At 44.9% G+C, this 13,237-nt stretch carries 13 protein-coding genes; 2 read left to right on the top strand and 11 right to left on the bottom strand.

Translation table 11 applies throughout. From position 1 onward, the window contains the following. From NWQ57_RS22680 to NWQ57_RS12380, 10 genes are all read right to left on the bottom strand, one after another. Positions 1-46: hypothetical protein (locus tag NWQ57_RS22680; protein WP_372340919.1), on the bottom strand; the 46-nt coding region annotated here is incomplete at its 3' end. A 19-nt stretch (positions 47-65) separates the two neighbouring features. Then, positions 66-392 (bottom strand): urease subunit beta, encoded by a 327-nt coding sequence (locus tag NWQ57_RS12420; RefSeq protein ID WP_306022466.1) that lies wholly within the window; start codon positions 390-392, stop codon positions 66-68. Positions 393-400: 8 nt separating this feature from the next. Then, positions 401-703: an urease subunit gamma gene (ureA, locus tag NWQ57_RS12415; protein WP_306022465.1), complete on the bottom strand. Its 303-nt coding sequence runs from the start codon at positions 701-703 to the stop codon at positions 401-403. A 13-nt stretch (positions 704-716) separates the two neighbouring features. Next, complete coding sequence (locus NWQ57_RS12410; RefSeq protein ID WP_306022464.1) at positions 717-1,646, bottom strand: urease accessory protein UreD; 930 nt, start codon at positions 1,644-1,646, stop codon at positions 717-719. A 2-nt stretch (positions 1,647-1,648) separates the two neighbouring features. Next, positions 1,649-2,344, bottom strand: a complete 696-nt coding sequence (gene urtE, locus NWQ57_RS12405) for an urea ABC transporter ATP-binding subunit UrtE (protein ID WP_306022463.1) — start codon at positions 2,342-2,344, stop codon at positions 1,649-1,651. Beyond that, entirely contained in the window at positions 2,341-3,144 is an 804-nt protein-coding gene (gene urtD / locus NWQ57_RS12400; protein ID WP_306022462.1) for an urea ABC transporter ATP-binding protein UrtD, read from the bottom strand. Before urtD ends, urtE begins: the two co-directional genes overlap by 4 nt. After that, positions 3,141-4,262 carry an urea ABC transporter permease subunit UrtC gene (urtC, locus tag NWQ57_RS12395; protein WP_306022461.1) on the bottom strand — a complete coding sequence of 374 codons (1,122 nt, stop codon included), beginning with the start codon at positions 4,260-4,262 and terminating at the stop codon, positions 3,141-3,143. Before urtC ends, urtD begins: the two co-directional genes overlap by 4 nt. Continuing rightward, a complete protein-coding gene (gene urtB, locus NWQ57_RS12390; protein ID WP_306022460.1) occupies positions 4,259-5,872 on the bottom strand; it encodes an urea ABC transporter permease subunit UrtB in 1,614 nt (537 codons plus the stop codon). The genes urtC and urtB overlap by 4 nt, the downstream gene beginning before the upstream one ends. A 93-nt stretch (positions 5,873-5,965) precedes the next feature. After that, a complete protein-coding gene (urtA, locus tag NWQ57_RS12385) occupies positions 5,966-7,246 on the bottom strand; it encodes an urea ABC transporter substrate-binding protein (RefSeq protein WP_306022459.1) in 1,281 nt (426 codons plus the stop codon). Positions 7,247-7,299: 53 nt separating this feature from the next. Then, entirely contained in the window at positions 7,300-8,283 is a 984-nt protein-coding gene (locus NWQ57_RS12380) for a porin (protein ID WP_306022458.1), read from the bottom strand. Positions 8,284-8,593: 310 nt separating this feature from the next. Between NWQ57_RS12380 and NWQ57_RS12375 the strand changes: the two genes are divergently transcribed. Together NWQ57_RS12375 and NWQ57_RS12370 are read left to right on the top strand one after the other, a co-directional pair. Then, entirely contained in the window at positions 8,594-11,968 is a 3,375-nt protein-coding gene (locus NWQ57_RS12375) for an ATP-binding protein (protein WP_306022457.1), read from the top strand. Beyond that, positions 11,958-12,845, top strand: coding sequence for a DNA-binding response regulator (locus NWQ57_RS12370; RefSeq protein WP_306022456.1), 888 nt, complete (start codon positions 11,958-11,960; stop codon positions 12,843-12,845). Before NWQ57_RS12375 ends, NWQ57_RS12370 begins: the two co-directional genes overlap by 11 nt. 106 nt (positions 12,846-12,951) lie before the next feature. Here NWQ57_RS12370 and NWQ57_RS12365 read toward each other — a convergent pair. Then, the coding region (locus NWQ57_RS12365) for a ribbon-helix-helix domain-containing protein (protein WP_306022455.1) at positions 12,952-13,237 on the bottom strand (286 nt) is incomplete at its 5' end.

Raw genomic sequence — 13,237 nt, 5'->3', positions numbered from 1 at the left:
CGGTATCGGCTAAACGAACGCGGTCGCCTGCTGTTGGGCCAAACATATGGGCATAGGAATATCGATCAATTTTTGCCATTTTGCTCCTCCAAACTCGCCATCACTTCACCGCGAAAACCGTAAATACTGCGATTACCACCAAGTTGCACTAACTCAATGGTTCGGGCTTGGCCGGGCTCAAAACGTACCGCAGTACCCGCGGTAATGTTTAATCGCCAACCTAAGGTGGCTGGTCGGGCAAAACTGAGGGCGGGGTTTACTTCATAAAAATGGTAGTGCGAGCCCACCTGAATAGGTCGGTCACCGGTGTTGGTGACTTGAATGCTCTGGGTAACCGCCCCTTCATTTAGGGTAATATCACCAGACGCGGGGAAAATTTCTCCGGGGATCATGTTTGCTCCTAAACTATAGGGTTGTGTACGGTGACCAACTTGGTCCCGTCGGGAAAGGTGGCTTCAACTTGCACATCTTCAATTAAGTCGCTAATGCCATCCATCACCTGCTCAGCGCTGAGTAAGGTACGGCCATAATCCATCAGCTCAGCTACCGTGCGGCCATCTCTGGCCCCTTCTAATATTTCAAGTGAGATATACGCGATGGCTTCAGGATAATTAAGTTTTAGCCCGCGCTTTAAACGCCGCTCAGCTAATAATCCGGCGGTAAATAACAGTAATTTATCTTTTTCTCTGGGTAATAATTCCACAGCCAACCTCTTTTTAGGTATACCAAATACGTGGTGTATTCTGGGTTTTGTTCAGTACAAACTGACGAGCAAAGCCCCACAATTGATGAAATGTATCGCGGCAGTGTTCACTGCTTTCGCCCAAATGACGGACCACCACCACACCTTGAATTTCTGTCACAGCAAACTGCTGCTCAAGTTGTTTATCACTTAAATACGTTCTGAGTTCGTCCACCAGTACAGCCAGTTGTTTAACTTCATTTGCCAAGTCACCGCTAAAAATAATGAAGTTACCCACCACATGGTGTCCGCCTAAGGCAATTTTTTGTTGATGCAATGAATCTAAGGCGGCTAAATGGATGCGGTCATGAAACAGCGGTTTGCCGTTGTGAAAAAGTGTGGTGACTTGTTGCAATTTGCCTTGTGTAAAAGACTGTTGAATATGGGGCAAACCCAAACACAGCACTTCCCAGCCCATGTAACAGCCTGAGTCTTTTACTTTAATTTCAACCTGATTAAGGGCATTAGCTTGGTTATACACCAAGGTTTCTAAAGGTAAATATTCCAGTGTGGCAGCGGCTTGAACATCAAATTGGCAATACTGGCTTTGTTTGTCAGCTTTATCACTGTGGCCTCTGGCGCGATAAAAACGGTTCGCACCCGGAGTAGTCAGTAAGGCTCGACTGCCTGCTTCAAGTTTTGCGCTGATACGCAACTCATCTCCCGATACAATGCCGGCTGGCGGGTGCAGTAAGTACACATGAGCACAGCCGTCTTGTTCAGGATAAAAAGCGCGTTGCACGCCAAGGGGTCCTTGGTGGCGGCAACGGCTCAAAACCGTTTTTTTGCCTCGTACTGCAAATTCCAAGTCTAAACTCGCCAGCCAACTAGGCGCAGCGACATCATCTAAACTTGTTAGCTTGTCTGGGATTTGCAAATCACCAAGCGCCATATCATCTAACATGGCTAAACCTGCAGATAACTTTCAATCAATTTATCGTCAAGCTTGACCATGGGGCCTGAGGCCACCACTTTGCCACGCTCCATCAGTTGAAAGTTTTCACCCACTGCACGTGCAAAGGGTAACTTTTGTTCCACCAGCACAATGGTCATATTTTTATCTTTGTTGAGTGCCAACAGCACGTCACGAATAAGTTGCACAATGTTGGGCTGGATCCCTTCATTGGGTTCATCCAAGATCAATACTTTAGGGTTAAGCACCAAAGCCCGAGCGATGGCGAGTTGCTGTTGTTGGCCACCCGACAAGTCTCCACCACGACGCGCCAGCATTTCTTTAAGCACAGGGAAGTAAGTAAACACTTCTTCGGGAATGCTTTTGTTTTTCTGACGAGAACAATTCAGACTGACTTTGAGATTTTCTTCTACCGTCAGTTGGCCAAATATATGCCGACCTTGCGGCACATAACCCACACCGATATTGGGCCGGCGTTCAATACTGCTGCGGCTGAGATCTTCTCCGTTAATATGAATGCTGCCACTGTAAGTTGGCAACATACCCATTAAACATTTTAACAAGGTGGTTTTACCCACCCCGTTGCGGCCCATAATGCAAGTGCGAGAGCCCTCCGGAATATGCATATCCACATCCCACAAAATCTGACTGCCGCCATAACGTTGGTTCAAACCATTGACTTTGATCATGCTGACTCCTCGCCGAGATAAACGCGCTTCACGTCGGGGTGACTTTGAATTTGTGCCATAGAGCCTTCGGCCAATACACTACCTTGATGCAAGACCGTGACAGTGCGGGCAATAGAACGCACAAAGTTCATGTCATGCTCCACCACCACCACCGAGTGTTCACCCGCCAGTGATGTTAATAATTCCGCGGTGCGTTCAGTTTCTTGCAAGGTCATGCCCGCCACTGGTTCATCAACCAATAACACCCGTGGTTTGGCGGCCAACAACATGCCAATTTCTAACCACTGTTTTTGTCCATGAGACAAATTGCCAGCGAGTCCATGACGTTGGTCGGTCAAGCCAATGATGGCCAAGATGCGGTCGATATCGTCTTTTTGCTCGCCATTTAGTGTGTGCCATAGAGAGCACCAAATACCTTTGTCCATTTTTAGACTCAGGTAGAGGTTTTCGTAAACACTTAAGGCTTCAAATACGGTGGGTTTCTGGAATTTTCGGCCAATGCCCGCTTGGGCAATTTCTGCTTCATTGAGTTTGAGTAAATCAATTTGCTGGCCAAAATTGATCTTGCCCGTATCGGGGCGGGTTTTACCGGTGATCACATCCATCATGGTGGTTTTACCGGCACCGTTTGCACCGATTAAACAACGAAGTTCACCATCGTTAATGTACAAATTGAGATCATTAAGGGCTTTAAAACCATCAAAACTGACACTGACATTTTCTAAATACAAGATCACACCATGGCGGGTGTCGGGCACCAAATTTTCAGTGGCAGTGACCGGAGAAGCTTGAGGTTTCATAGTGTCTTCTCCTTATTACTTGGCCAGCGTTGCAAGAAACTGGCTTTCACTTGCGGCCACAGCCCCACTAAGCCTTTTGGCAATAACAGGGTAACCAAAACAAACAAGCCACCTAAGGCAAATAACCACGCTTCAGGCATGATGGCGGTAAAGCGGGTTTTGGCGTAGCTAACCACCAAGGCGCCAACAATGGCACCGTATAAGGTACCGCGTCCACCAATGGCCACCCAAATCACCATCTCGATAGAATTGATCGGTGAGAACTCACCAGGATTAATGATGCCCACTTGCGGCACATACAAAGCACCCGCGATACCGGCTAATACGGCGGAAAAGGTAAACAACCATACTTTGTAACTGGCAGTGTTGTAGCCCACAAAGCGCGTGCGACTTTCGGCATCACGAATGGCCATCACCACCTTACCTGCTTTGGCATTTACAATGCGATGACAGATAAAATAAGCCAAACCCAAAAATAGGGTTGTGAGCACAAACAGGCTTAAGCGTGTGCCGCCGGACTGTAAAGAGAAACCGAGGATATCTTTAAAATCGGTTAAACCATTGTTACCACCAAAACCCATTTCGTTGCGGTAAAAAGCTAATAACAAGGCATAGGTCATGGCTTGAGTCATGATGGATAAATACACCCCACTGACTCGTGAACGAAACGCCATGGCACCAAACACATAAGCCAACAAGCCAGGGGCGAGCACCACCATGACTATCATCCACACAAAACTGTCGGAGCCCATCCAAAACCAAGGCAGGCTGTCCCAACTCAAAAACACCATAAAATCAGGTAGGTCAGGGTTACCGTATACCCCGCGGTCGCCAATTTGCCGCATCAGATACATGCCCATGGCATAACCACCTAAGGCGAAGAACGCCCCGTGGCCTAAACTTAGTATGCCGCAATAACCCCACACTAAATCCACCGACAAGGCCAATAAGGCATAACACAAGTATTTGCCCAACAAAGTCACGCTATAATCACTTACATGCCAAAATGAGTCAGGTGCAAAAAAGGTATTGGCAATCACCACGTATAGGGTCATCACAAATAACAAGCCGGTTACCCTTTGCAAGGGTGAGCTAAATTTTGAAATAGGATAATTCATTCAACAGCCCTGCCTTTTTGTGGAAACAAACCCATAGGGCGTTTTTGAATAAAAAACACTAAACCCACTAGTACAATAATGGTGGCCATTACCGGACCGGTCAGTGGCTCTAAAAACTTATTCAGGACACCTAAGGTCATGGCAGACACTAGCGTTCCCCATAAATTACCTACTCCGCCAAACACCACTACTAGGAAGGAATCAATAATGTAGGCCTGGCCTAAGTTGGGCCCAACGTTGGTGAGTTGACTCAGTACTACGCCTGCAATCCCGGCGATACCGGAGCCTAAACCAAAGGTGGCAGCATCGACCCAATTACTGCGAATACTCAGAGCACGGGCCATATCGCGGTTTTGTGCCACAGCGCGCACGTGCAAACCCAGCGCTGATTTCTTCAGAAAGATCAGCAACATAAAAAACACCACCAAGGAAAATACAATGATGTACAAGCGGTTAAAGGTGACTGAAAACACCGGGTTAATTTGCCACGAACCGCTCATCCACTCAGGGGCAATGACTTGACGATTAAGCGGTGAGAACACCGTTCTGACCAGTTGTTGTAAAATCAAACTCACCCCAAATGTGGCCAATAAGGTTTCAAGGGGTCTGCCTTTAAGAAACTGGATCACGCTGCGTTCAATGATGATGCCCACGGTGCCAGACACGATAAACGCAGCGGGCACCGCGATCAGTAAGGAATATTCGATGAGATTTGGGAACCACTGCTGGATCACATAAGTGGTGTAAGCGCCTAACATGATCATTTCACCGTGAGCCATGTTAATCACCCCCATTACCCCAAAAGTAATGGCTAAGCCGATAGCGGCAAGTAGCAATACTGACCCTAGACTCAACCCAAAAAAGATATTTTCGGCATAAGAGTAGAGATTGCGCTGATTATCGATGGAAGCCATAGTGTCTTTGATTTTGGCTAAAACTTCTGGTGCATAATTTTCGGTATCAAGACTTGCGGTAATTAACACCTGTCGCACGTCAGGCTCTAGGGTGGAATCCAATTGCTCAAGTGCTGCAAATTGCGACTCGGTGTCATCTTGAGTAAATTGTTTTAGCGCCGAAATGAGTGTGAGTACTTCAAGCACATCGCCGTCGCTTTCTTTGTCTAGTCTACTTTTTAGACGTTTGTCACTCATACGACTGACATCAGCTAACATCTCACGGGCGGCAGTGAGTCGAATATCGGGATCGGGATGATTTATGTTCAGTTGAGCTTGCAACTGGCCAATACCTTTGCGAATGCTGTTGTTGGTTTTGACTTTATTTAGCTGCTTTTTTTCAATGTCGGCAACCTTGTCACCACTGAGTACGTCAACAATCTGCGCGCTGCCGTCTGCTTGATCAACAACGTAAAAAACTTTTTTGTCGCTCTTAAGGAAATATACCTCACCGTCTGACAGATGTTTTAATAAGGCACTGATACGGGGATCATCTAATTCAGCAATACCCTCGAGCAAAGCCGGTAAGGTTTTAAAATCGGTTTGCGGCAGTTCACTCACTGCGCTCTCAAAATTCTCAAATTCAGCGGCCTTAAGTGGTGCACTTAGGCTAACACTAATAAGTGTCAGCTTAAGTAGCGCTTTAATAAGTGTCATCACCTTTGCACACCTCGTTTAAATAAATCAAAAAGGAGGAACCAATTAAGGTTCCTCAAGGGAGTTAGGGCCACATGAAGCCCCAATTACACACTACATTTTGCCAGCGCACTTCCCGGTAGAAACATCGTAATTACCGCACGACATGGGAGGCGTCCAATCAGACATCAGGTTTTTAGAGCTAGGTAAAAAGTCTGACCATGCATCACCACGCACGGTATCTGGGGTTTGCCATACCACTTCAACTTGACCGTCGTCTTGGATTTCGCCAATAAACACGGGTTTAGACAAGTGATGATTAGGATTCATGACCGCGGTACCGCCGGTTAAGTTAGGCACCGTTACGCCAATCAAAGCTTGCTCTACAGCATCAACATCGGTGGTACCGACTTTTTCAACGGCTTTGGCCCACATTTTGAAACCAATATAGGTGGCTTCCATGGGGTCATTAGTTACACGTTTGTCGTCTTTGATGTACTTTTTCCAACTGGCGATAAATTCAGAATTAGCTTCAGTTTCAATACTTTGGAAGTAGTTCCAGGCAGCTAAATGGCCGACCAATGGTTTGGTATCAAAGCCAGATAATTCTTCTTCGCCCACTGAAAACGCCACAACGGGAATGTCTTCAGCAGAAATACCTTGGTTACCTAGTTCTTTGTAAAATGGGATGTTGGCGTCGCCGTTAACGGTAGAGACCACAGCAGTCTTTTTGCCGGCTGAACCAAATTTTTTCACATCAGACACAATGCCTTGCCAATCAGAATGACCGAAAGGCGTATAGTTGATCATGATGTCTGCGTCTTTTACGCCCTTAGATTTTAAATAGGCTTCTAAGATTTTGTTGGTGGTACGCGGGTAAACATAGTCAGTACCGAGCAAGACCCAACGTGTTGCACCAATGTCATTCATCAAATAATCAACCGCGGGGATAGCTTGTTGGTTTGGCGCTGCGCCGGTGTAAAACACGTTTTTAGAAGATTCTTCCCCTTCGTATTGCACAGGGTAAAACATCAAGCCATTGAGCTCTTCAATTACCGGTAATACTGATTTACGTGACACTGAAGTCCAGCAACCAAAAATGACATCTACCTTATCTTTGGCTAATAGTTCGCGGGTTTTTTCGGCAAACAATGGCCAATTTGACGCAGGGTCAACCACTACCGCTTCAAGCTTTTTACCGAGTAAACCACCCATTTTATTCTGCTCTTCGATCATCATTAACACCGTATCTTTTAAGGTGGTTTCACTGATGGCCATGGTGCCTGATAAGGAGTGTAATACGCCGACTTTGATGGTGTCGGCAGCCAGTGCTAGCTGAGTGGTTAAGCTACTCGCGATCAACGAGCCAGCTACAATAAGTTTTCTGAGTTTCATGTTCTGTTTCCTATCATTTTAGTTAAGTTATAAAGCCACTTTATAAAGCGCGGTTAAAAAGTGACTAAGGCTTCAACAGCAAGGAAATTGGCGTCACTGTCGCTCACATCGTCGGTATCCATGCGGTATTCAAAGACCATTAATAAATTGTCAGTCACAGAAAAACTGGGTGAAATGGTGATACCGCTCATGTCTTCTATGGTGGTGCCAGTGCCGTCTTCTAATTCATAGGCGTGGTAACGCAGGGTTAAGCCAAAAGATTCAAAGGCGTAGTTAGCCATCAATAAGTAACCACTTGCATCGCTACCTGCAAAAGCGCTGTTTTCTGCGGTGTTATATTCTGCTGCCAATACAAGTGAATCTTGTGCGTAACTGGCCCACAGGTTGATCATCTTGGTGGTTTCATCGGTGCCATCCAGTTTGTCGGTCATATAAAAACCTTTAACTGTGATGGACTCGGTGGGCATAAAGGCAACCATGGCTTCAATACCCGGGTTTTCCGAATCACGGGCTTCACCCTCTAAATCACCTAAGCTATTAACCACTGATAAGGCAAAGGCGTAGCTATCGGTGCTGTATTTACCCGATATACCTTGTTGATAACCACCGTAAAAATATTTGGCGTAGCCAGTGCCTGAGTACTGAAACAAACCCGTGGGTTCTTCTGTTTCCCAGCCTGAATAACTTAAAAAGCGACCCGCTTTAATACTGAATTCTGTCGAGATGGCGTAGTTAATAAACGCCTGTTCAATATCCACTTCTTCGCCAGTGCCATTGTCTTGATATTCCAAATCAACTTGGGCGGTTAATTTGTCGCTAAACCCATATAAAAAATCGATTTCGAATTGGTCAAGACCTGCAGATTGGCTAGAATCGCCGCCGTCAGGGTCTGCATATGACCAAGACATATCAATAAAACCTGTGACACTGAGTTTGTCTGATAATTTAAAATCGTCGTTGGCATGGGCCAAAGAGACGCTTCCCAATGACAGCAGAACCAAAGACGCGACAGGGGTTAATCGTGTTAGTAATTTCATGTTGGTTTTCTCAGCAGTTAAGGTTTAAAAATGTCCGTTTAATTTGTTTAGGGTTATCTTTTTAGGGTGATAACTTGTAAACACGAGCCTAGTTACGACTGAGTCCAGTATGTCTTGCTTGGTCAATAGGGAACATTCGCAAAAGCGCGCAGAGAACTACGCAAATATACGCATAGGCGAGAGCGAAAGGTTTGTGTAGGATTCACCTGCGCGCTGTAAAAAGTAGAAAATGAAAATTAGATTGAACAGCCGTGCTGCGCTTATTCAAACCTGAGCAAGTAACTAGGGATAACAGCGAAAACCGTCATTCATGCATTCAAACAAAAAAATATTACCCACACGTAGAACCTACAACAAACTTGTGGCCAACGAAATGATGGAGGATTTTGCCTTACGCTTTACCGCCAAACGGGCAAGGCAATGGTCATTAAGTCGCATTACCAACACAGCATTGGGTACCGTATCGTTTTTGGTGCTGGAAGCTATTGGTGGCGCAATTCTCTTAAATTTTGGCTTTGAGAATTCAAGTTGGGCGATACTTGCGGTATTTTTGGTCATTTTTCTGACTGGCCTGCCCATCAGTTATTATGCCGCCAAGTTTGGGGTAGATATTGATTTACTCAGCCGTGGTGCGGGTTTTGGTTATATTGGCTCGACTATCGCTTCTCTCGTCTATGCCTCATTTACCTTTATCTTTTTTGCACTCGAAGCGGCCATTATGTCGATGGCCTTGCAAATCCTATTTGGCTGGCCCTTAGCCTTAGGTTACGTAGTCAGTGCTTTAGTGGTTTTGCCATTAGTTACCCACGGTATTGCCTATATCAGTCGATTTCAAGTTTGGACCCAACCTATCTGGGTTATTTTACAGCTCGCCCCACTGTATTTTGTGTTTAGTCATCCCAGCAGCAAAGTTGATAATTGGGTTGATTTTACCGGATTGGCGGGTGAGTCAGGCAAAGAATTCAATATTCTATTATTTGGTGGGGCATCGGCCGTACTGTTGTCTTTAGTGGCGCAAATTGGCGAGCAAGTCGATTTTTTACGTTTTTTACCTGAAAAACCACAAAAAAAGCAATGGCGTTGGTGGACTGCACTGATTATAGCTGGGCCTGGTTGGATAATAATTGGTGCGCTAAAGCTACTATTGGGCTCGTTTTTAGCTTACTTTGCTCTGTCTCAAGGGGTGTCAGCAGAATTGGCTGATGACCCTGCTCACATGTACAACCTCGCTTACAGCTTAGTCTTCGACAACCCTACCATCAGCGTTCTGTTTGCTTGTACATTTGTGATCTTATCGCAACTTAAAATTAACGTTGCCAACGCCTACGCGGGCTCGCTAGCGTGGTCTAACTTTTTTTCACGGGTCACCCATAATCACCCTGGCCGCGTGGTGTGGATGGTGTTTAACGTTGCCATCGCCTTGTTATTAATGGAGCTGGGCATTTATCAAACCATTGAAAGCATGTTGTCGGTTTATTCGGTTATCGTTTTGGCGTGGCTTAGCTCGGTGGTTGCCGATCTCATTATTAATAAACCCTTAGGGATCAGTCCTAAACACATTGAATTTAGACGCTCACACTTGTTTGATATTAATCCCGTTGGTGTTGGTTCGATGTTTATTGCTACTTTTGTGGGTTTTACCGCGCACTTTGGTTGGTATGGTGAAACTGCCAAAGCGCTGGGGTCGTTTATCGCCTGCGGCCTCCCCTTTATCACCGTGCCATTAATTGGCTATTTAACAGGGGGCAAATTCTATCTAGCCAATAACCGACAAATCACCATCACTACGTTAACCAAATGCCATATTTGCGAAAATGAATTTGACCAAGAAGACATGAGCTATTGCCCTGCTTATCAAAGCCCAATTTGCTCTTTATGTTGTTCGTTAGATGTTAGATGTGGTGATCAGTGTCGTAGCGAAGCCACCCTATCGAAACAATCACACCACTTTTTTAATCGATTTTTAACCACTAATTTACTGCGCATGATGACCACGCCGTTAATGCAGTTTATCGCCTTAACCTTAGGCATGAGCATACTAGGTGCTGGCATCTTATTTTTGATTTATTTGCAGGTGCCGCTGGACGACAAAGTGGTTAAAGACGTATTTAAAGTCACCTTAGTTAAAATATTCTTTTTATTGTTGATCATTATAGGTGTCGTCAGTTGGTTGTTTATTTTAGCGCGCAGTGGAAACCGTTTAGCCTTAAAAGAGTTGCGATCTCTGACAAAAACATTAGCCAAAGAAGTTGACGCTCACGAAGTGACGTCGATGGCCTTGCAAGATGCAAAAGTGGTGGCCGAATCGGCCAATGAAGCTAAAAGTCGTTACCTTGCAGGACTCAGTCACGAATTACGCACGCCACTCAACGTATTATTAGGTTATGCACAATTGCTGACACAAGATGAAGCCTTGCCCACAAAACAGCGGGATATTATCAGCATAGTTAAACGCAATGGTGAGCATTTAGCTGACTTAATTGAAGGTTTATTAGAAATTTCGAAAATTGAGGCGGGTCGAGTCACACTGCACCGTGATGAGTTTAACCTTAAGATTATTTTGCAACAGATAGTCGACATGTTTCAGATGATCGCACGGCAAAAAGGCATTGCCTTTCATTATCTGCCTAGCGCTAATATTCCCGACATTGTCGCCTGTGATAAACAGCGTTTTAGGCAAATTTTGATTAATCTAGTGTCTAATGCCATTAAATACACCGAAAAGGGTTCGGTGACTTTGCAAGTGAGCTATCGCAATCAAGTGGCCACGTTTAGCATTATTGATACGGGCATTGGTATTGCACCAGAAGATCAAGAAGCCATTTTTAAACCCTTCGAGCAGATCAGAACTTCTCATACTCAAGCCATAGGAGGCACCGGCTTAGGTTTGACTATTTCCCGTGCACTCACTGAATTAATGGGCGGTGAAATCACCTTAAAAAGCACAGCAGGGCAAGGATCAACTTTTAATCTGCGCCTGATGTTGGTTTCTTTGGATAGGCAAAAACAAGCCACAGAATTTACCCCCGCTAAAACCAATGGCTACCTTGGTGAACGCAAAAAAATCTTGATTGTGGACGATGAAATCAATCAACGTTTATTGATGGCGGATTTACTCAGTCCGCTAGGTTTTGACGTGTATTTGGCCCAAGACGCTAAATCTGGGTTTATTGAAATGACAGAGCAAAAAATTGATCTACTAATTCTGGATGTGCGCATGCCGGAAGTTGATGGCTGGGAAATGGTTAAAAAAGTACGAGAACAGGGCTACGCAATGCCGGTTTTGATGGTTTCAGCTAATGCCCGTGACGCGGATTACAGTATGGCCGCTGACGGTTATCACAACGCTTATATCGCTAAACCCATTAATATTGATACCATGACGAATACCATTGGAAGATTACTCAATATTGATTGGAACTATTTTGTACAGCCAAGTCAATCGCAAGAAACCTCATCAAAACCGACGCTGATTACCAAACCAAGCGCATCTAAAAAACAGTATCGTGAACTCATTGCTTTAGCAGAAATTGGCTATTTGTCTGGTTTTAAAGATAAATTAGCACAATTTGAGCAGTCGTTTGCCTTTCCACCCGAGGTTGCACAGCAGATTAAAGACGCGGTTGAGTCGTGTAATTTCCCTAAAATAATCGAGTACTTAGAGGTGCTATGTCATGCAAAATGAAAGCAGCAATGTGGTACTTGTAGTAGATGATTCGCCTGAATCTTTAGGTATGCTGAACGCTGCTTTAAATATCCATGGCTACACTGCATTGGTAGCCTTAAATGGCATTCAAGCCTTGGCGATTGCTGAAAAAATCAAACCTGATGTAGTACTATTGGACGCTGTTATGCCAAAAATGGATGGCTTTGAAACTTGTCGGCAATTAAAGCAACTACTACCCCATACCCCCATTATATTCATGACCGGTTTGACAGATGTTGAAGATATCGTAAAAGGCTTTGAAGCGGGTGGTATCGATTATGTGACTAAACCTATTGCGCCAGATGAAGTCATTGCCCGTATTAAAACCCATATTCAAACTGCGCACTTAGCCCTGAGCGCACAAGATGCCTTAGATCATGCTGGCAACAATGTTTTTTGTGTCAATGCTGAAGGACGTTTATCTTGGGCTACACCCAAGGTTCATCAGATCATTGAAAGCCTTGCCGCTGGTGACATGAGCCCATGGGCAACCATCGCCAAAATCATTAAAAACTGGCTAGGTGGTGATACTAGTCAAAAACTAAAGATTGACTGTTTTACTCAACCCTTCCACGTGGCATACGAGCGGCAACAAAATGAAAAACATTTGCTGTGCATTATGCAGCCCAAAATTGATAAAAAACCCACTCATTTGCAACAGAACCTGCCTATTACTAAACGGGAGTCAGAGGTTTTATATTGGGTAAGTTATGGCAAAACAAGTTGGGAAATTTCACAGATTTTAAGCATGAGTCCACGCACCGTAAACAAACATCTAGAGCAAATCTTCAAAAAATTAGGCGTAGATAACCGTACCTCTGCTGCGGCTATTTCCTTGCGAATTTTAGGGGTATAAGCCAGAGAGATAAGCACTGCGTGTGAATAATGTTCGCGGCTAAAGCCGCTCCTACAAAGTGCGAAGGTTCCGTTTTTTGTAGGCGTTGCTTTAGCTACGAAAGTGGCTAGTGGCTAATCTGATTGTCCAGCCATTGCCTAATCAAACGCGATTTAGCGATACCGGTGTTTGCAGATAACGTATCAAGCTGAGCAATAGCCACTTTACCTAAGGTAAAAGTGGCGCGTTTCAGAGGTTCACCGGTGCCTCTATATTGCTCTGATGAAGGCAATGTTTTCAGACCGTAAGCATAAAACTCCGCACCTTGAATAAATTCATCCACTGTTACCGGCTTTAATTCAGCCGACGGCGCGGATTTTTTCAAACTGCTCAGAGACATCTTGCTGTCCTTT

This window comes from Paraglaciecola sp., from assembly GCF_030730205.1.
In the GTDB taxonomy this organism is placed as follows: Bacteria; Pseudomonadota; Gammaproteobacteria; order Enterobacterales; family Alteromonadaceae; genus Paraglaciecola.
The sequence above is the reverse complement of the archived record's forward strand: the minus strand, read 5'-3'. Positions and strand labels throughout refer to the sequence as shown.